The organism is Streptococcus sp. (assembly GCF_030528045.1).
GTDB lineage: Bacteria > Bacillota > Bacilli > Lactobacillales > Streptococcaceae > Streptococcus.
In genome coordinates, this window is record NZ_JAUMZR010000023.1 from 1 (window position 1) to 19,458 (window position 19,458).

The 19,458-nt window shown below is 44.3% G+C and carries 17 protein-coding genes and 3 pseudogenes; all 20 read right to left on the reverse strand.

Annotation, left to right across the window (positions count from 1 at the left end; all coding sequences use genetic code 11):
• Positions 1–217: 217 nt before the first annotated feature.
• A pseudogene (locus Q4A91_RS05695) lies at positions 218–435 on the reverse strand (phosphoribosylaminoimidazole carboxylase).
• Between the two features lie 10 nt (positions 436–445).
• A complete protein-coding gene (locus tag Q4A91_RS05700; RefSeq protein WP_303209724.1) occupies positions 446–1,396 on the reverse strand; it encodes a ketopantoate reductase family protein in 951 nt (316 codons plus the stop codon).
• The gene (purK, locus tag Q4A91_RS05705) at positions 1,397–2,488 is read right to left on the reverse strand and encodes a 5-(carboxyamino)imidazole ribonucleotide synthase (protein ID WP_303209725.1); all 1,092 of its coding nucleotides are present in this window, start codon (positions 2,486–2,488) and stop codon (positions 1,397–1,399) included.
• The gene (purE, locus tag Q4A91_RS05710; protein ID WP_303209726.1) at positions 2,475–2,963 is read right to left on the reverse strand and encodes a 5-(carboxyamino)imidazole ribonucleotide mutase; all 489 of its coding nucleotides are present in this window, start codon (positions 2,961–2,963) and stop codon (positions 2,475–2,477) included. Before purE ends, purK begins: the two co-directional genes overlap by 14 nt.
• Before the next feature lie 28 nt (positions 2,964–2,991).
• A complete protein-coding gene (locus tag Q4A91_RS09345; protein WP_368389534.1) occupies positions 2,992–3,108 on the reverse strand; it encodes a phosphoribosylaminoimidazole carboxylase in 117 nt (38 codons plus the stop codon).
• Positions 3,109–3,202: 94 nt separating this feature from the next.
• Positions 3,203–4,465 (reverse strand): phosphoribosylamine--glycine ligase, encoded by a 1,263-nt coding sequence (gene purD, locus Q4A91_RS05715; protein WP_303209727.1) that lies wholly within the window; start codon positions 4,463–4,465, stop codon positions 3,203–3,205.
• Between the two features lie 121 nt (positions 4,466–4,586).
• Complete coding sequence (gene purH / locus Q4A91_RS05720) at positions 4,587–6,134, reverse strand: bifunctional phosphoribosylaminoimidazolecarboxamide formyltransferase/IMP cyclohydrolase (protein WP_303209728.1); 1,548 nt, start codon at positions 6,132–6,134, stop codon at positions 4,587–4,589.
• Position 6,135: 1 nt separating this feature from the next.
• On the reverse strand, positions 6,136–6,600 hold the full coding sequence (locus Q4A91_RS05725) for a GNAT family N-acetyltransferase (protein ID WP_303209729.1): 465 nt from the start codon (positions 6,598–6,600) through the stop codon (positions 6,136–6,138).
• A gap of 44 nt (positions 6,601–6,644) precedes the next feature.
• A complete protein-coding gene (purN, locus tag Q4A91_RS05730) occupies positions 6,645–7,196 on the reverse strand; it encodes a phosphoribosylglycinamide formyltransferase (RefSeq protein WP_268702927.1) in 552 nt (183 codons plus the stop codon).
• Positions 7,193–8,215 (reverse strand): phosphoribosylformylglycinamidine cyclo-ligase, encoded by a 1,023-nt coding sequence (purM, locus tag Q4A91_RS05735; protein WP_303209732.1) that lies wholly within the window; start codon positions 8,213–8,215, stop codon positions 7,193–7,195. Before purM ends, purN begins: the two co-directional genes overlap by 4 nt.
• Positions 8,216–8,253: 38 nt before the next feature.
• Positions 8,254–9,696 (reverse strand): amidophosphoribosyltransferase, encoded by a 1,443-nt coding sequence (purF, locus tag Q4A91_RS05740; protein WP_303209734.1) that lies wholly within the window; start codon positions 9,694–9,696, stop codon positions 8,254–8,256.
• A gap of 12 nt (positions 9,697–9,708) precedes the next feature.
• Positions 9,709–13,434, reverse strand: coding sequence for a phosphoribosylformylglycinamidine synthase (locus Q4A91_RS05745; RefSeq protein WP_303209735.1), 3,726 nt, complete (start codon positions 13,432–13,434; stop codon positions 9,709–9,711).
• 201 nt (positions 13,435–13,635) lie between these two features.
• A complete protein-coding gene (purC, locus tag Q4A91_RS05750; RefSeq protein ID WP_303209736.1) occupies positions 13,636–14,343 on the reverse strand; it encodes a phosphoribosylaminoimidazolesuccinocarboxamide synthase in 708 nt (235 codons plus the stop codon).
• A 167-nt stretch (positions 14,344–14,510) separates the two neighbouring features.
• Positions 14,511–15,859, reverse strand: a pseudogene (gene comB, locus Q4A91_RS05755) (competence pheromone export protein ComB).
• A 12-nt stretch (positions 15,860–15,871) separates the two neighbouring features.
• The gene (gene comA, locus Q4A91_RS05760) at positions 15,872–18,025 is read right to left on the reverse strand and encodes a peptide cleavage/export ABC transporter ComA (RefSeq protein WP_303209738.1); all 2,154 of its coding nucleotides are present in this window, start codon (positions 18,023–18,025) and stop codon (positions 15,872–15,874) included.
• Positions 18,026–18,188: 163 nt separating this feature from the next.
• Positions 18,189–18,384: pseudogene (locus Q4A91_RS05765) on the reverse strand (hypothetical protein).
• A 1-nt stretch (position 18,385) separates the two neighbouring features.
• Positions 18,386–18,595, reverse strand: coding sequence for a bacteriocin immunity protein (locus tag Q4A91_RS05770; protein ID WP_303209740.1), 210 nt, complete (start codon positions 18,593–18,595; stop codon positions 18,386–18,388).
• Positions 18,596–18,619: 24 nt separating this feature from the next.
• On the reverse strand, positions 18,620–18,808 hold the full coding sequence (locus Q4A91_RS05775) for a hypothetical protein (RefSeq protein ID WP_303209741.1): 189 nt from the start codon (positions 18,806–18,808) through the stop codon (positions 18,620–18,622).
• 9 nt (positions 18,809–18,817) lie between these two features.
• Positions 18,818–18,985 carry a bacteriocin gene (locus Q4A91_RS05780; protein WP_000415691.1) on the reverse strand — a complete coding sequence of 56 codons (168 nt, stop codon included), beginning with the start codon at positions 18,983–18,985 and terminating at the stop codon, positions 18,818–18,820.
• Positions 18,986–19,002: 17 nt separating this feature from the next.
• On the reverse strand, positions 19,003–19,191 hold the full coding sequence (locus Q4A91_RS05785) for a class IIb bacteriocin, lactobin A/cerein 7B family (RefSeq protein ID WP_303209742.1): 189 nt from the start codon (positions 19,189–19,191) through the stop codon (positions 19,003–19,005).
• Positions 19,192–19,458: the final 267 nt, after the last annotated feature.

A 19,458-nucleotide genomic window follows, 5' to 3' on the forward strand; every position in this document is an offset into this window, starting at 1 on the left:
GTGTTAGTGTAGAACACTTTATAATTTCTGTCTAGTTTAGTGTAACCTATTCAGAGAAAAACAATTTCTCCATTTATTCATTATCAAACATCAATAATTCTTTACCTACATATACTGAATTTTTCACCTTAAAGTGTATTTTATCGCCTGGCGTATCTACCTGAAGTCCCAAATATTCAAACAACTTTGTTTTAAAAGTAATATAATCCATAATTTCTTATTCAAATTCTTCTTTTCCAATCCACACAAATGGACAATGATCTAGCGTATTCAAATCCGTATCCAGTGGCAAATCATAAATCGCAAAATAGTTTTCTGGGTACTGAGCTACTAACTCTTCATACTTGCCTTTCACCTTTTCGTGATTGCCACTAGTATACAAGACTTCAACGACTGCTCCACAGTCTTATCTTGTTCAATAAAACCATTGCACAACCAGAATACTCTAGACAGAAATCCCCTTCATATTGGCTTCTAGAATAGGCATCTCAACGCATAACTCCTGACCTGTCAGATAGACACTTTGACAACAGTAAAAGATATCTTGTTTATCATTATGTAAGGTCATGATTTTTCGGGTCAGCTCATTTTTCGCAAACATAGCTTTCATGGCCTTCCCTGCAATCCAAACAGGAATTTTATAAGGCAAGAGTTCTGCTTTGTAAAGTTTCAAATTCACACCACGCGCTCCTACGACTTTCAAAGCCTCTCGAATGGTCTTGATGGCTAATGATAATTCCGAAGAACTGTTCATCAAGTTCAAAGCCAATTTTTCTGGATTTTCTAGATTTCCCGAGCGTGCAGCTGTCGAAGTGACACCCGCATTAATCGCCATGTGAATCCAAATCCACTCGACCATATCATGGGGAACCTCCCACTTCAAATCTGCTGAAGTCAGCAAATCCGTCAAGTCAGCATAATTGGGGATGTGTGCTTTTTTCTCCCCTTCTAACATTAAATGGTCGAATAAGACGCCATCTAAATGATCCTTATTCATATGACCACCAGCTGTAGGAAATGCGAGAATATAGTCATACTCCCCTGCCCATTTCTCTACTTCCTCTCGCGTATTCCAGAAATTACAGAAGAAAACGAGAGTTCCTTTAATCTGATTTTCTCGCAAGGTTTCCACAGCTTCTTTTACAAAACCATGGCGCACACTGATAAAAATAAAATCATATTCCGCATGAGCTTCCGCCACATGAACCGCATAGGTATCCTGTTTATTTTCACCTTTGGAAACATAACGGCCATCTAGCAAATCAACTGTCAAAATGTTTGGTGCTGTACTTTTCTTACTTTCTCTCAGCACGTGCTCTACCTGATGACCTGCTTTTTGAAAAGCATAGGCATAAATGGTCCCGATAACCCCAAGACCTAAAATTGCTATTCTCACCTAAAAATCAATCCTTTCTCCAAACTCAACCACACTATCCGGTACATCACTAAACAAAGTCACATGCCCCATCTTGCGGTTGTGCTTCGCTTCTATTTTACCATACAGGTGGAGGTGGGCGCTTGGATTTTCTGCGACATATTTTTCAGCGACCTCGACGTGCTGGCCGAGAACATTGAGCATGACAGCAGGCGCATGTAGTTTGATGTTTGGCAATGGTGCTCCTAGAACGCCTAAAATATGGGTGTCAAACTGCGAGAAGTCGCAAGCTTCAATAGAGTAATGTCCAGAGTTATGTGGACGTGGCGCGATTTCGTTGACAATGATATCATCAGCTGTCGCAAACATTTCCACACAGAGCGTTCCAGACAGCTTGAGCTGTTCAGCGATTCGCACTGCCATAGCTTTGGCTTTTTCTGCTAAGCTTGCTGGAATGCGAGCTGGCACAATGGTTTTAGACAGGATATTGTTGCGGTGGACATTTTCCTGAACTGGGAAAACTGTCACATCCTTACCATTTCCTGACACAATGACAGAAATTTCAAGGTCGAAATTGACGAATTCTTCTAAAACGCAGTCTGCTGAATCCGCTAGTGCATAAGCTTCTTTCAAGTCTTCTGCCGAGCGAATGACCTTTTGTCCATGCCCATCGTAGCCACCAGTCGCCGTCTTGAGGACATAGTTTTTAGAAAGGTCAATATCTGCCAAATCTTGACTTGAAGTCACAACCTTGTAGGGTGCCACAGTGACTTGTGCCTTTTTTGAGAGGAAGTCCTTTTCAAAAATGCGATTTTGAGAGATGCGGAGCAGGTCTGTACCTTGTGGAAGCTGACCGTCTTTGATAACAGCGTCCAAACCGTCAGCGTCGACATTTTCAAACTCATAGGTCAGGACATCGCAACGTTCCGCCAACTGACGGAGGGCATCCACATCGTTATAAGGAGCCACGATAATTTCCGCCACACGAGAGGCCGGGCAATCCGCCGCGGGATCCAGCGCGATAACCTTGTGCCCCATGTAGATAGCAGAAATGGCCATCATCTGACCCAACTGACCGCCACCGATAATTCCGATTGTTTTAGATGAGCTCATTTGTAGACTCCTCTGCGATTTTTCCTTGCTCTTCTGCGAAATCAGCCAATGCTGTCGCGATAGCCTGATCCTCTACTGACAGGAGACGGAGGGCAAAGAGGGCAGCGTTAGTCGCTCCAGCTTCTCCGATAGCCATAGTCGCAACAGGCACGCCACCCGGCATCTGTACGATAGAGTAGAGCGAGTCCACTCCACTAAGAGCACGTGATTTGACTGGTACACCGATGACAGGGAGAGTTGTTTTAGCTGCGACCATACCTGGTAAGTGAGCTGCGCCACCAGCACCTGCGATAATGACCTTGATACCGCGACTACGAGCTTCCTCCGCATGTCTGAACATGAGGTCTGGAGTACGGTGGGCAGAGACAACTTTCTTTTCGTAAGCTACACCGAAGCGGTCTAGAACTTCTGCTGTTTTTTGCATAGTTTCCCAGTCGGATTTTGAGCCCATGATAATGGAAATTACTGGTTTCATTTATTCTCCTTTTTCTTCCTTTCAACAATCACCTTAGGTCGTGAGGGACGGCAGCAGCCACCAAAGGTGTCTCATGCCTAAATCGGAAGCCCAAGGTCTTCCGATTTCCCTGAACGATTGGCTTATAAGCCAATCGTTCTTTCACAACGGCGGTGATTGCTCTATATTAGCTTGCTAACGCTCGCAAATCAAACGACCATTATCGTATTTAGCGACTTCGTCGCGTTATTCTTATATCTTTACTTAATTGCCTTGCTTCCGATATCTGTTCGGTAGAAGAGGCCTTCTGTGTTTTGTTTGTCGAGTTCTTTGTAGATGATATCTTGGGTTTCTTTGACGGTATCTGCTGTGGTAACTAGCATATAGACACGTCCACCGTTTGAGAGCAATGCTCTGCTATTTTCCGCAAACTTAGCCCCTGCATAGTAGGTGATGATGTCGCCATCGGTTTTGGCTGGCAACTTGACACCTTTTTCATAGTCTAGCGGGTAGCCCTTGGATGCGACAACCACACCCAGAGTCACACCCTTGTCCGTCCACGTGATGTTCGGCTCCTTGCCATCGAGAATATCCGTGATATTTTGTGCAAAGTCAGATGTCAAACGAGGCAAAATAATCTGAGTTTCTGGATCTCCGAACCGAGCGTTGAACTCGATAACCTTAGGTCCGTCTACTGTCAAGATAAGCCCCGCGTAAAGGATGCCCAGATAAGGACGACCTTCTTTGATCATTCCTTCAAGGACTGGCTTGACAATAGTCTCAACCGCTGTGTCAACCACGCTCTGTGGCAAGTGAGGAACTGGCGCATAGGCACCCATCCCGCCAGTGTTAGGGCCCTTGTCGCCATCGTAAGCACGTTTGTGATCCTGAGCCGTTGGCATGATGTAGAACTTGTCCCCATTGACAAAGGCAAAGAGAGAGAACTCTTCTCCGTCAAGGAATTCCTCGATGACCACTCGCGCCCCCGAGTCACCGAACTTATTGTCCAAAAGCATCTCGTGAGCGGCTTCGACCGCTTGCTCAACTGTCTCAGCAACAACGACACCCTTCCCAAGTGCCAAACCATCCGCCTTGACGACGATTGGAGCGCCTTTCTCCTCGATATAGGCCTTGGCTTCCTCGAAATCTGAAAATGTGCCGTAGGCTGCTGTCGGAACGTCATATTTGACCATGATTTCCTTAGCAAAATCCTTGGACCACTCCAGCTCCGCTGCCAATCTTGTTGGACCAAAGGCTTTGAGACCAGCTTGGTTAAAATCATCCACAATTCCAGCAGCAAGGGCATCATCTGGCCCGATGAAGGTCCAAGCAATATCGTTGGCCTTTGCAAACTCAATTAACTTAGAATGTTCGGAAATAGAGATATTTACCAATTCCAAACCATCCAGAGTCATCCCGTCATTTCCAGGATCTACAAAGACATTTTCAACGTCTTTTGATTCAAGCAACTTCTTAGCAATCGCATGTTCACGACCACCCGAACCGACAACTAACAGCTTCATCTCTTAACCTCTTTTACGAATTATTTACTAACATTATATCACAAACGTTCGCTTTAATCTTGTTTTACTTAGCATTTTAAGTCAAAAAAGGAAAGAAACTGTTTTCTTCCCTTTCGTTTTCTTAATGTCTAAAATGTCTCACGCCTGTGAAAATCATGGTCAAGCCATATTTGTCCGCTGCTTCAATAGATTCTTGGTCACGGACGGATCCACCTGGTTGGATGATGGCTTTGATACCTGCTTTAGCGATTTCTTCCACGTTATCCGCAAATGGGAAAAAGGCATCGGAAGCAAGCACAGCGCCGTCAAGACGGTCTTTGGCTTGTTCAATGGCAATACGTACGGAAGCCACACGGTTGGTTTGACCAGGGCCAACACCAAGTGTCATGTGGTCATTGGTCACGATGATTCCGTTTGATTTCACATACTTGATAGCCTTCCAAGCAAATTCAAGAGCAGTTGCTTCTGTCTCAGTTGGTTGGCGTTTGGTCGCCACTTGCCAGTCTGCTGGACTTTCTTTGACCACGTCTTGGTTTTGCACAAGAAGTCCACCTACTACACCTGTGTACTCTGCTTCCACTTCACTGGCCTCTTGAGCGTCAAATGGCAAGGCAAGGATGCGCAAGTTTTTCTTTTTGTTGGTCAAAATAGCTAGCGCTTCATCCGTATAGCTCGGTGCGATGATGATTTCGAGGAAAACGCCGTGCATCTTCTCAGCAGTAGCAGCATCCACCTCACGATTAAGGACGACAATCCCACCAAAGATAGAGACTGGATCAGATTCATAAGCATAATCCCAAGCAGTTTCGATGTCATCAGCTTGACCAATTCCACATGGATTCATGTGTTTCAAAGCCACAACGGTTGGACGGTCTTTGAAATCACGAATGATACGGATAGCGGCATCCGCGTCACGAATGTTATTGAAGGACAATTCTTTACCGTTGAGCTGTTTCGCTGATGCAATCGAATAGTCAGTCGGCAAAGCTTTTTGGTAGAAGTCAGCGTCCTGCTGAGGATTTTCCCCATAGCGCATGGCTTGTTTGATGTCATAGGTCAAAGTGAGCTTTTCAGGTTTGCTTTCTCCGACTTGAGCTGTGAAGTATTCTGCAATCAAGGCGTCATAAGCCGCTGTGTGACGAAAAACCTTGGCTGCTAAACGTTGGCGAGTTTCATAAGTCGTTTCACCATTTGCTGCCAATTCGTCAAGCACCACTGCATAGTCAGCAGGGTCTACCACAACCGTCACGCTAGCGTGGTTTTTAGCCGCTGAACGAAGCATAGACGGCCCACCGATATCAATATTTTCAACCGCGTCAGCATACGTCACATCTGGTTTGAGAATCGTTTCCTTGAAAGGATAGAGATTGACCACTACAAGGGCAATGAGCTCGATCTTATTGTCCTTAGCCGCTTGAAGGTGGCTATCCAAGTCACGACGAGCAAGGAGCCCACCGTGAATATTTGGATGGAGGGTCTTGACACGACCGTCCATCATCTCTGGGAAGCCCGTCACATCATCGATCGCAATGGTCTCAACTCCAGCATTATCAAGGGCAACCTTTGTCCCACCTGTCGAGATAATGTCCCAACCAAGTTTTTTGAGTTCTTGGGCAAATTCAACAATGCCCGCTTTGTCTGAGACGCTGATTAAGGCCTTTTTCGTCATTCTATTCCTCTTTCTTTAGATCCAAGCGCATAGCGACTTCGTTATTTTCTTCTATAAATCCTGTTTCCTGAAAACCCAGACTAGTCAACAGGTGCTTCATTTTTTCATTTCCAACCACATAATCTGCGGTAATATGACTGCAAACTCTATCCATCTGGGCCTCTTTGATTAGAACTTCCAAGGCTTTTCGACCATAACCTCTTCCTTGGTACTGCTGACCAATCATTATCCGCCAGATAAAGTATTCCGCTTCATCCTTGTCTATTTCTAGCAGGAGAAAGCCAACCACTTGCTTATCCCAATAGATTGCCATCGGAAACACATCTTCGTTTTTCCGGTAGAGCCATGCATCAGCTAAAGAGCGAACATTTGGAGCTACGAAACGTGCTCGTTCATCAGCTTCTGATATTTTCAAATCCAGCACTGCCTGAAAACTGCTCTCATCTACCAATTTCAGTTCAATCATTTTTTCTCCTAGCAAGATTGCGCAATCAAAACTTGATTTACTTCTTACCTTCTCTCCACTCCCAAGCTATCCAGCACCTCTGGATACAACTTGTACTCTGCCTCATGAATGCGAGCTTCAAAGCTTTCGATGGTATCATCAGCTAGTCGTGGCACTCGGACTTGCTTGATAACCTTTCCTGTATCTACACCAGAGTCCACCCAGTGAATGGTGACACCACTCTCAGCGACATCAGCTTTCCAAGCGTCCTCAATCCCATGAGCTCCTGGAAATTCTGGCAGGTAGGCCGGATGAATGTTGATAATTCGACCTTCATAAGCCGCCAATAAGGTTGGGCCGACGATTTTCATATAACCCGCCAAACAAACCAAGTCAATCTGGTGTTCTTCCAAGAGCTCGACAAGAGCTGCTTCGTAGTCCGCCTTGTTCTCAAACTCCTTGAGTTCAAAAGCATAGGACAGGACGCCGAGCTTGTCTGCACGTTCCAGCACATAGGCGTCACGATGGTCTGAAAAAACAAACTCCACCGGAAATTCTTCGGCAATCACCTGAAAATTTGAGCCATTACCAGAGGCAAAAACCGCTATTTTTTTCATTTGATGATGACACTTTCGTTTTCTTTCTTGACGATGCGACCAATTTCATAGACTGGTTCATCCAGCAATTCCTTGACTCGGCCTACATTTTCAGGGCTAACTGCCAACATGAGTCCCACACCCATATTGAAGATTTCAAACATTTCCTCATGCTTGATTTCACCGTATTTTTCAAGAGCTTTGAAAATCGGTAAAACTGGAACCTTGTCTTCTTCAATCTCAGCAGCCAGGTCATCCGCAAACATACGAGGGACATTCTCGATAAAGCCACCACCAGTGATATGAGCAATACCGTTGACCAACTCTTCTTTGATGAGCGGTAAGACAGCCTTGACATAGATACGAGTTGGCTCAAGAAGGACTTCCTTGAGTTTCTTGCCTTCCAATTCTGGCAAGACTTCGTCACCTGTGTAGTCGGCAAAAACACGACGCACGAGGGAGTAACCATTTGAGTGAATCCCACCTGAAGCAAGCCCGAGAAGGACATCACCTTCAGCTACTTTTGAGCCGTCTATGATTTGAGATTTTTCAGCCACACCGACCGCAAAACCAGCCAAGTCGTAGTCATCTTCGCCATACATACCAGGCATTTCAGCCGTTTCCCCACCGATGAGAGCAGCGCCTGCCTGAACACAACCTTCTGCCACACCAGCAACGACTTGTTCTAGTTTAGCTGGTTCATTCTTGCCAATCGCGACATAGTCGAGGAAATAGAGAGGCTCCGCACCTGCAGCGATAATATCGTTGACACACATGGCCACACAGTCTTGCCCAATCGTATCATGCTTATCATACTTGATGGCCAACATGAGCTTGGTCCCGACACCATCTGTCCCCGAAATCAAGACTGGCTCTTTGACACCTGTTTTTGAAAGGTCAAACATGCCACCAAAGCCACCAAGAGCTCCCATAACACCCGCACGCTCCGTACGAGCCACGTGCTTTTTGATTCGTTCAACAACTTCATAACCCGCTTCAACATCCACACCGGATTGCGCATAAGCATTTTTATTTGTCATCTTCTCTTCCTTTCCCTTTATGGAGAATCTTCAGTCGGCTACTTGTAAAAACTGGTCTTTTCTTCCAAACTTCTTTGATAGTCTTCCTCATAGTCGTAGAGAGGAGTTGGGTAGTCGCCGTCAAAGTAAGCGACACAGAGTCCACCGTTCGGCGCATCTGTTTCGATTCCGATAGAATCAATCAAGCCATCAATCGAAAGATAGGTCAGGCTATCCGCCCCAATGATTTGGCGAGTCTCTTCGACAGTATGATTGGCCGCAATCAACTCCTGACGCGTCTGGATATCAATCCCGTAGAAACATGGATAAGCCAGCGCTGGACTACCAATGGCAACGTGAACCTCAGACGCACCTGCTTCTTTCAAAAGCTGAACGATACGGCGAGAGGTTGTCCCACGAACAATGGAATCATCAATCATCACCACACGTTTGCCTTTGACAACGCCCGAAACAGCAGACAGTTTCATCCGCACCCCTTGCTCCCGCAATTCTTGAGTCGGTTGGATAAAGGTGCGTTGCGTGTATTGGTTCTTGATAAGACCCATTTCATTTGGCAGACCAGATTCTTCTGCAAATCCCATGGCTGCGCTGAGCGAGGAATTTGGCACACCGACCACAATATCTGCTTCGTGCTTGAACTCACGCGCCAATTGAGCCCCCATACGTTTGCGAGCTGTATGGACATTGACTCCATGGATATTAGAGTCAGGACGGGCAAAGTAGATATACTCCATAGAGCAAATCGCCAACTGGGTATCATTCGTATAGCTATCGTACTGAATCCCATTGTCATCCACGATTACAATCTCTCCTGGTTTCACATCACGAATCCACTCGGCACCAATGACTTCAAAAGCACAGGTTTCTGACGAAACCACCACCGCTCCGTTGGCCATTTTCCCAATAGAAAGTGGACGGAAACCATTAGGATCAAGCGCAGCAATCAACTTGTCCTCAAACAGCAGGATATAAGCAAATCCACCTTTGACAAGGCTAAGCGCCTCTTTGATTTTGCCCATCAAGTTGGGATTGTGACTCCGACGAATGAGGTGAGCCAAGATTTCCGAGTCCGAAGTTGAACTGAAAATAGCTCCTCTTTGTTCCAATTCTTGCTTGAGCGATTCGGCATTGGTCAAGTTTCCGTTATGAGCAAGTCCAAACTGCATATCATGAAAGCGGAAGAGGAAGGGCTGAATGTTATCCACAGAAGCTTCGCCAGCAGTCGCATAACGCACATGCCCAATCGCGCTCGTTCCTGTCAATTTATCCAAATTAGCAGGATTTCTGAACACTTCTGATAAAAGCCCCATATCACGATGACGCTTCAATTGCCCCTGATCATTGGAGAGGATTCCTGCCCCCTCCTGACCACGGTGCTGAAGACTGTGAAGACCAAAATAGGTCAATTTAGCAGCATCTGTATGTCCCCAGATACCGAAAACACCACATTCTTCATTAAGAGATTTTACTTCGTATGTCATTTTTTATACCTTTTATTTCCCTGTGAAATAACGCACAGCCGACGCGAACAGGTGCTGGTCTTTATTCCCTGGAATATTTTGGAAAAGACCATCTTCATAACGTTCTGAGTGTCCCATTTTACCGATGATTTGACCATTCTTGCTGGTAATTCCTTCGATGGCATTTACAGAACCATTTGGATTGTACTTAGAATCCATGCTTGGTTTGCCTTCAAAGTCAACGTATTGGCTGAAAATTTGTCCATTGTCACGGAGCTCTGCAAATTCCTCAGCTGTCACGACAAACTTCCCTTCACCGTGCGAAACAGGAATAGCGTGGATATCGCCCACTTGCACACCAGCCAACCATGGCGAGTTGGTATTGGCAATCCGAGTTTCCACCATCTTAGCCACGTGTTGGTTGGCATCATTGTAGAAAAGGGTTGGGCTAGTGCTACTTGCATCTTCAAAGTTTCCATATGGAAGAAGACCTGATTTGACCAAGGCTTGGAATCCATTACAGATACCGATAATCAAGCCACCACGAGCGATAAAGCTATCAATGGCTGCACGCACTTTTTCATTGAGCAAGATATTGATAATAAACTTAGCTGATCCATCCGGCTCATCCGCAGCTGAGAAACCACCCGCGAAGAAAAGGATATTAGCCTTGCCGATATTGTCAACCATAGTTTCAACTGACTTGACAATAGCCTCTTCATTCAAGGTCACGAATGGCACCAAGTTAACCTCTGCACCTTCTTTTTCAAATGCCTTGGCTGAATCATATTCCGAGTTGGTTCCTGGGAAGACTGGGATGTAAACCACTGGTTTTTCAATAGTTTCCTTGGCTTTGATGACTGCGTCAGAAGCGACAGCTGGCACTTCTTCCAATTCTTTAGATTGAGCAAATTCTGTTGGGTAAACTTCTTCCAGTTTCCCTTGGAAGGCACTGTCAAGTTTGTGTCCATCTAGCTTCACACCGTTGACAACGAGTGTAAAGTTTGCTTTCGTTTGACCAATCTTCTCTACTCCAGTAATCTCTTCAGGAGATGTGAAGACAAATCCGCCTAATTGAGCTGTCAAAGAACTTTCAAGTTCAGGCAAGGCTACCTCTGCACCGATATGGTTTCCAAAGGAAGCAAGAGCCAAACTTTCAAGGACACCGCCATATTTAACAGCTGATGCAGATGTTACTTTGTAATCAGCTTGGATGGCTTCAAATTGAGTAAAATTAGACTTAATCAAGTCAAAATCAATCTCTGCAGCAAGAGCTTGACCTGGGATGTAGTAGATATTTTCACCAGCAGTCTTGAACTCAGGAGAAAGCACCTTACGGCTATCTGCCGTCGTCACCCCAAAGGCAACCAAGGTTGGCGGTACAGTCAATTCTTCAAAAGTACCAGACATAGAGTCCTTACCACCGATAGATGGCAAGCCAAGCTGGATTTGTGCTTCGATAGAACCTAGGAGAGCTGCTACTGGCTGACCAAAACGCTCTGCTTGTTTATCCATGCGCTCAAAATATTCTTGATAAGAGAAACGAGCCTTGGACCAGTTGGCACCAGCAGCCACCAAACGAGCGGTTGCTTCGATAACTGCATAAGCAGCGCCATGGTATGGAGACCATTCTGCCACATATGGATTGAATCCTTGGGCCATGACAGACGCAGTGTGAGTCACACCGTGTTGAACTGGCAATTTCTGCACAGATGCCTCAGTTGGTGTGAGTTGGTAGCGACCACCAAGTGGGTGATTGACCGTTGAACGACCGACCGAGCAGTCAAAGATGGTTTGCAATCCTTTTTGACTCGCATGGTTGAGATCAGATAGAACCGCAAGGGTATCAGCTCCAAGTGTGTCAGCAGATGTTTGACGTTCTTCTGGAAGTTTGACATCCTTGTCCACAACCTTGGCATCAACGACTACGCGCACACCGTTTGTATCAAGGAAACGACGTTCCAAGTCGACGATGGTTTCACCATTCCAGTGCATGACAAGATTTGGTTTTTCAGTTACTGTTGCCACAACAACCGCGTCAATATTTTCTTTATTACATTCTGCAACGAAGGCATCTACGTCCTCAGGACGCACCACAACTGCCATCCGTTCTTGTGATTCAGAGATAGCAATTTCTGTACCATTCAATCCTTGGTATTTAAGAGGAACCTTGTTGAGGTCGATTTCAAGACCATCTGCCAATTCACCGATAGCCACACAGACACCACCTGCTCCAAAGTCGTTGGATTTCTTGATAAGACGAGTAACATCGCCATTACGGAAAAGGCGTTGGATCTTGCGCTCTTCGATGGCATTCCCTTTTTGAACCTCAGCTCCAGCAGTCTCTACAGACTCAACTGTTTGAACCTTAGAAGATCCCGTTGCACCACCGACACCATCACGTCCAGTCTTACCACCGAGCAAGATAATCACATCGCCGGCTTCCGGTTTTTCACGGACAACATTTTCCTTAGGAGCCGCTCCGACAACGGCACCTAGCTCCATGCGTTTGGCTACAAAACCTGGGTGGAAGTATTCACGAACGTAAGTCGTCGCCAGACCAATTTGGTTCCCATACGAAGAATAACCATGAGCCGCTGTTTTCGAAATGACTTGTTGAGGCAATTTCCCAGCGCGCGTTTCTGAAATCGGCGCTGTAATGTCACCAGCACCTGAGATACGCATGACTTGGTAAACATAAGAACGGCCTGACAATGGGTCACGAATAGCGCCACCGATACAAGTTGCCGCTCCACCAAATGGCTCAATTTCCGTTGGGTGATTGTGAGTTTCATTCTTGAACATTAGGAGCCATGGTTCCTTGATACCATCAACGTCCACTTCGATTTCTACTGAGCAGGCGTTTATTTCATCAGACACTTCCATGTCGTCCAAACGCCCATTGGCACGCTCATAACGACCGAAAATAGTTGCCATATCCATCAAGGTTTGTGGTTTTTCAGACCGACCTAGCTCATCACGCATGGCAATATACTTGTCATAAGTCGCTTGCAATTGCTTTTGGAATTTAGAAGCTGAGAAATCAATGTGTTTCAACTCCGTCTCAAAAGTCGTGTGACGGCAGTGGTCAGACCAGTAAGTATCCAAAACTTTGAGCTCTGTTTCCGTCGGCACACGCCCGATTGACTTGAAATAGCCTTGGATAAAGAGCAAATCATCCACTTCCATGGCCATCCCTTGCTCGGCCTTGTAGCGAGCAAAGTCTTCTGCCGTATAACTTTCAAAGAAAGTCAATTTAGGAATGATCTTGTCCGACTCTGAAAATTCCTGCTTGGCAATCCCTGTCGTGATGTCCTTGAAACGAGAATCAACTGGGTTGAGCAAGTAGTTCTTGACTGCTTCCAACTCAGTCGCATCAATATCCTTATTGACCAAGTAAAGCTGGGCTGTGTTGACTGTTACATCACTTGAACTTCCCAGTAAAAGCAAGGCTTCCTGTGAAGAAGCTGCACGCTGGTCAAATTGACCAGGTAGGCTTTCAATGGCAAAGAAAGCATAGTTTGCAAGATCCGCTTGCACGGCCGCTTCGTCCAAGACATGATCCGTCACCTGCTCAGAGAAGATGTGCTTCTCTGCAGGTGCAAACAAGTCCTCTGCCAAATCAAAGACATCATAAACCTGCACAATGCGAATACTTTTCAAAGTTGACAGTCCCAAGTTGTGCTGGAGCTCCCTTACCAAACTCTCTGACTTGACCTGAAAATCAGCCTTTTTTTCAACAAAAATACGTTTATCCATCAATTCTTATTCCTTTATTTCAGCTCTTGCAATGTTCCCAAATGACCTTGAAGATGTTATTTTAAACCTTGCAACTTTTCCCAGACAATCTCGTAAACATCTGTCAGTTCACCTAGTCCCTGACGGAGTGAAAAGGTCTGGGGGATCTTTACAGCCTGAGTCCTTACATCTGAAAGACTAAGGTTTTCCGTTAATAACAGATTATTTCAATTCCTGCAATTTCTCCCAGACAATCTCATAAACGTCTGTTAGTTCTCCCAATCCCCTACGGAAAACATCCTTGTCCATGTGGTTACCATCTGCATCCCACAAACGGCAGTTATCTGGTGAAAATTCGTCTGCTAAGATAATCTTGCCACCCTTGTCAAAACCGAACTCCAGCTTAAAGTCAATCAATTTAAGACCAATCTCAGCAAACCAAGCCTTCAAAAGTTTATTGATACGACGCGTTTCTTCCTTCAAGTAAGCAATCTGCTGGTCATCCGCAATTTTAAGGAATTTCACATGCTCGTCATTGATAAAGGGATCGTCCAAATCATCATTTTTATAGTAGAATTCGACAATCGGAGTCTCAAATGCGATACCTTCTTCAACGCCAAAACGTTTTGAAAAGGAACCAGCCGTGTAGTTGCGGAGCACAACTTCCAAAGGAATAATCTCAACCTTTTTATTGAGTTGTTCCGTGTCCGAAAATTTCTCCACAAAGTGAGTCGCTACACCAGCCGCATTTAATTTCTCAAAAATAAAAGATGAAATCTGATTATTTAACACTCCCTTGCCCGCAATCTGCTCCTTCTTGACACCATTGAAGGCAGTCGCCTGGTCCTTGTAAGTTGAAATAATGAGATTTTCATCCTCAGTTGTATAGATATCCTTGGCTTTTCCCGAATAGATCAGTTGTTTTGACATTTTAAAGTTCGCCTTTCGTTTTACTTGAGCACATTCTACCACAAAAGCATGAAAAATTCAAGGTTTTTACGAACAAATAACGTTTTCTGTTTTAAGCGTAAAGAAAAACTGCAAGATGAACTCTTCTTACAGTTTTAAAACCATTTATCCTCTGAAAAACACGAATATTACCCTTTATTTAGAAATTGATCCCAAAAATAACGGAGATAGCTTTTCTTCCCTGTGATCATCTGCAGGCGGCCTTCTAAACCATAACGAAGTGTTGCAGCCTGCTCCGAAGTTAAATTAGTCTCCGCCTCAATTTTAAAGAAATTTCCTTGTTCAGTCTTTGTAGCTGTCGCATCAATACTTGTAATCGTGGAATCCAGGAAAATTTGATTCTTCGCATCATTAGTCGTAGTATAACGGACAGAGTCCCCAATCTTGACTCTAGCAACATCTTTTGAACTGAGATAGGCTGTGAGTTTGGTTTTCCCTTCTTTTTCCAAGGATGAGTAAGTTGGGCTAGCAGGGTTCCTTCTGCGACCATCGTAGATTCACTGGTCTCAGGATTGAGGTGAAGCACCCCATCCTCACTTGCTGTAATCTTCCCTTTATCTAGGAGACCTCCCTGTACCTTCTTACCCGATTCCGCCTCCAAAATTTTCTGATCTAGAAGAGTTAATTCCTGGCCAACTTTGACTAAGTGCTGAGACTTGAGCGATTCCAGCTGACTATCCAGTCCCGTTGCGTGGGCCTGTTGAGCTCCAGAACCCGCATACTGTACACGATACGTAGCTAGACTAGACTCTAGCTGGGCAATTTGAGCATCCACTTGCGCAATAACTTGCGATTTAGCTTGCGAATCTTCTTCACCTTGATTTTTATAGGTCTGGTAAAAAGAGTGGGCTGGATTCTGACTATCTAGTTGATCTCCCTTTTCAATCGCTGACTTGGCTGTTTTGTAGTCTCGTATTTTTTCCTCTGTTTGGCTGATAAGATTGCCAATCTCGGCCTGGCTCTGACTTGCTGCCGCATTTTGAGAGGATATGCTGGCATTTTGCTGAGAAACATTACTCCTAAGATTACTAGCTTGGCTGAGATAGTCTCGAAACATCTCCTGATAACCAAACTTATCCGCCTCTGGAAATTGATCACTCCCCTCTTTCAAACTGGATTGCAAATACCCCAACTGCTTTTTTTGATCCTTTAACATCTCCAATTGACTGGCATATGCCTCTACCTGGACAGCCTCCGCCCCTTGCTGGTACTGAACGAGTAGTTCCCCCTGCTTGACCAACTTGTTTTCTTCCAGATAATTGGCCACAATGCGTTGATTGCTAGTCGACTGGATATTGGCAATAATCCGACTAGGTTCGACAGTCGCTCGGGTAGACAAACTCATCTCCTTCTCTGCAAAAACTGCAAATCCCAGTAAAAACATGAACAGAAGTGACATAGGTAAAATCACCCGACTGGAAAAATTATGATAACGACGATTATAAAACTCCGCACTTTCTAAAAATTCTGGTTTCATCCTCTCCTCTTTCTAGCTATTCACCAAATGGGCGTACAAGCCATCCTGTGCAAGCAAGTCTGCATGGGTGCCCTCTTCGACAATCTTGCCCTGATCCAAAACAACAACCTTTTCTGTCCGCTCAGCGATGGTCAAGCGATGTGCGATGAAAATCAAGGTCTTATCTAAAGCCATGAGATTATCCACGATCCGCTTCTCTGTCAAGATATCCAAACTACTAGTTGCCTCGTCCAAGATCAAGACAGGCGCGTCTGTCAAGAGAGCACGCGCCAGAGCGATTCGTTGCCGTTGCCCACCAGAAATTCCAGTCCCATCCGAAGTTAATTCTGTCTGGTAATTCAGTGGCATGCGCTCGATATCCTCCCGAATCTCGGCCAACTCAACCGCCCGTAAGATATCTTCCTGAGTCGTTCCCTCCTTAGCTCCAAGGAGAAGATTTTCCAAAATCGTTCCGTTAAAGACATAGGGCTGTTGAGGCAAATAGTTGATGTACTGGCGCAAGGATTTTTTATCAATCTGATTAAGATTGACACCACCCAGACTAATCTCCCCTTGACTTGGGTCGTAAAAATTAACCATCATCTTGGCTAAGGTAGTCTTGCCTGACCCTGAAATCCCCACAAAAGCCATCTTAGACCCTTGCGGAATGGTCAAATTGATATCCGACAAGACATCACGCCCATAGCCATACTTATAGTGAACTTGTTTAAAGGTCATATCACCTTTCATCATGCTCAAATCTTCTACCGTTTTCTTCTCCTCAAACTCCGAAGCTACTAGATAAACCTCGTTAAGACGGTTATTGGCGACCTGCGCTGTCTGAAGTTTGGTTTGTAGGTTGATGATATTTTCCAAAGGATTGGTAAAGTAAATAAGCAAAGTATTATAGGTAATCAACTGGCCCAAACTCATCTTGCCATCCATGACCAGAACAGCCCCCATCCAGAGAACGGCAACATTGAGCAGGAGCTGGGCAACTTTTTTCAGTGCCTTTTGCTGGCTTTCTGCCCGACTATAGGTAAAGGATTTTTTCAGATAAGTTACAAATTCCTTATCAATCTTTTGATAGCGCGAACTTTCACTGGTCAAAGATTTAATGGTCTCAATACCGTTGATGTCCTCGATGATAGAAGAAGACAGAACCGCATTGGCTTCCATAGTATCCCGATTCATCTTTTCAAAAGGCTTCATAAAGGCAAAGATAATCACTGTATAGATAGGAAGCGCAAGTAGACTAATGAAAAAGAGCGTCATATTTTGTGAAAACAAGACCAGAGAGATAATCAAAATCGTCGACACATCTAGGAAAATCGACAGAATGGCCGACGCTAGCGCGTCAATGATACTGTTAGCATCCGTGAAACGAGACACGATTTCTCCTGTCCTGCGTGTCGCGAAAAAGGACATCGGCAGGTGAAAAACATGCTTGATGTAGGACAAAATCACGTCGATCGACAAGCGTTGCCCAAGAATTAGTAGGAGATATTCCTGCGCATAAGACAAAATCTGCTGGAGGATATAGACGATGACCAGCCCAATAGAGATAATACCCAGTGTCGAGCGCATCTGGTCTGGTACGTAACTATCAATTATGGACTGAAGATAGTAGGAACCCACGATATTGATCAAGGTCACCAAGAGTGTCGCTAGGACGATATTGGTAATTAAGCCATGCTGTTTGAGTAAGATCGGCAAGAAGGATAGGAGTCCCTGTTTTTTCTCCTTATGAGGTTTATAGTCCGGTGATGGTGCCATAAAAATACTAACCCCTGTCCACTCTTGCGCAAATCGCTCACGGGAAATCTTGGTCAGCTTGATACCAGGATCTGGATCAGCGATATGAATGTGCTTTTTATCCTGACCTATCACCACATAGTAGTGGAGCAACTTCCCTTCCTTGAGCACATGAGCCACAAAAGGAAAGGTCAAATCTGGCAAATCAAAGAGCGTCATATCCGCCTTGATAGCCCGCGTCTCAAACCCAATCTCCTCTGCCACCTTGACCAAACCCAAAGCCGTTGTCCCATCCATGGTCGTCTTGGCTAATTCTCGTAGATGAGCCAAGGAGTAATAACTACCGTAGCAACCAAAGACCATAGCCAAGGAAGCCACGCCACAATCCATCTGATCCACCTGTGGACGATAGTGCCTTTTCCTAAATTTCATATCCTTCTCCTTTTTCTAACAATCTCTTTAAAAATTTGTAAGATTATTTTAACCAAATAAGGAAGAAATAAGGGAATTATTTCTGAAAAAACAATATCCTCACCTGAACAGCACTTTTACCAAAGAAAATAGGCAGAACAAGAGTCCTGCCTAGAATATTCAATTACACAGATTTCTTGCCTTTCCCACTTCTTTTGTGAATGGCGTATAAAACGATAAACGCAAACGCAGGTGGCACCAGATAACTACTTTCACTCATTGTTAGCTGAAATCCAAGAGTTGCTAGAATCCGTAAAGATGAAAATATTCATTAAAAATAGGAAATAATATAGTAGAAAATATTTTACAATCCTAATCATTCTATTCTCCTTTTCTTTCTCCTTGGCCCCGATACAGTAAAATAAATGCCACTAAAAACAAGGAGATCGTAGGTATATCAAAAGATTCAAACCATGTAGGTAGATTTATTTTGTTTACATCAGCTACGATTCTAATAATTAGATAAGCTATCGAGCTAAATAATACAGCGGTCTCTAGCCAAGCTTTTCCTAGTAATTGAACAACTTTCATCTCAAACTCCGATCTGATGGTTCATCAATTTCCAATCGTACTTTCTTTTGTTTTGTACTTGTATCCTAGATAAAACAGACCAAGTAGAATTGGATAGGTTTCTGGATAAAACAAGGTATTGATCGGATTTTTCATAATCATATACGTTGCGATATAAAGAATGAACGATACGACAAAATACCCCTCAGCAAATCCTAATAAGATTTTTTTCATAGCAGACTCCTATTTACCTGAAAAGAGTGCTCGAGTTGTTAAAATAGCTCCACCTGTATATACAAAACCTTTTACAAAACCAACTGCCACAGGGATAAGAAGGGGAAAGGCTCCCCCTTGAATTTCCTGCAAGTCCGTATCAGTCATTGTTTCAAATTTTAAAATAGATTTTTCCATATCATCTCCTCCTTCTATTACCATCTACTCGTCACATAATTATAACCTGCAATTCCTGCTGCAGTAATTCCACCAGCAATTTTAGCTGCTGTCACAGGATTAGCAATCACCCAAGCTACAATCAGCCATGCTCCCCCATTCACATCCGTCAACTCTTCTTCTGTAAGAGCTACAAAGTTCTGTTCCATGTTGTCAAAGTTTGTCATTTGTTTTCTCCTTTATTTTTAGTTTACGGTTTCTAGGCTTTAAACCATTTTAAAAACCAGAATAGGTAAATTACTGAAATCATTTCCTTATCTCCTTCCTTTTCTTCTCACTTTTTTATTCGAGAAGTAATTTAAAATGAACAGGTAAATTTCATTTATTTTAAATACCATTTGATCAACCATGGCAATAAGATTGGTAAATACATCACATAGTCTTCTTCCCTTTTCCTTACCTATCTATTCGAAAAACAATTCGAAAATGAACAA

Coding starts and splice junctions, on each gene's coding strand:
- purK (WP_303209725.1), bottom strand. CDS start 2,488: ATGAGCTCATCTAAAACAATCGGAATTATCGGTGGCGGTCAGTTGGGT.
- purE (WP_303209726.1), bottom strand. CDS start 2,963: ATGAAACCAGTAATTTCCATTATCATGGGCTCAAAATCCGACTGGGAA.
- purD (WP_303209727.1), bottom strand. CDS start 4,465: ATGAAGCTGTTAGTTGTCGGTTCGGGTGGTCGTGAACATGCGATTGCT.
- purH (WP_303209728.1), bottom strand. CDS start 6,134: ATGACGAAAAAGGCCTTAATCAGCGTCTCAGACAAAGCGGGCATTGTT.
- Q4A91_RS05725 (WP_303209729.1), bottom strand. CDS start 6,600: ATGATTGAACTGAAATTGGTAGATGAGAGCAGTTTTCAGGCAGTGCTG.
- purN (WP_268702927.1), bottom strand. CDS start 7,196: ATGAAAAAAATAGCGGTTTTTGCCTCTGGTAATGGCTCAAATTTTCAG.
- purM (WP_303209732.1), bottom strand. CDS start 8,215: ATGACAAATAAAAATGCTTATGCGCAATCCGGTGTGGATGTTGAAGCG.
- purF (WP_303209734.1), bottom strand. CDS start 9,696: ATGACATACGAAGTAAAATCTCTTAATGAAGAATGTGGTGTTTTCGGT.
- Q4A91_RS05745 (WP_303209735.1), bottom strand. CDS start 13,434: ATGGATAAACGTATTTTTGTTGAAAAAAAGGCTGATTTTCAGGTCAAG.
- purC (WP_303209736.1), bottom strand. CDS start 14,343: ATGTCAAAACAACTGATCTATTCGGGAAAAGCCAAGGATATCTATACA.
- comA (WP_303209738.1), bottom strand. CDS start 18,025: ATGAAATTTAGGAAAAGGCACTATCGTCCACAGGTGGATCAGATGGAT.
- Q4A91_RS05770 (WP_303209740.1), bottom strand. CDS start 18,595: ATGAAAGTTGTTCAATTACTAGGAAAAGCTTGGCTAGAGACCGCTGTA.
- Q4A91_RS05775 (WP_303209741.1), bottom strand. CDS start 18,808: ATGAAAAAAATCTTATTAGGATTTGCTGAGGGGTATTTTGTCGTATCG.
- Q4A91_RS05780 (WP_000415691.1), bottom strand. CDS start 18,985: ATGGAAAAATCTATTTTAAAATTTGAAACAATGACTGATACGGACTTG.
- Q4A91_RS05785 (WP_303209742.1), bottom strand. CDS start 19,191: ATGACAAACTTTGACAACATGGAACAGAACTTTGTAGCTCTTACAGAA.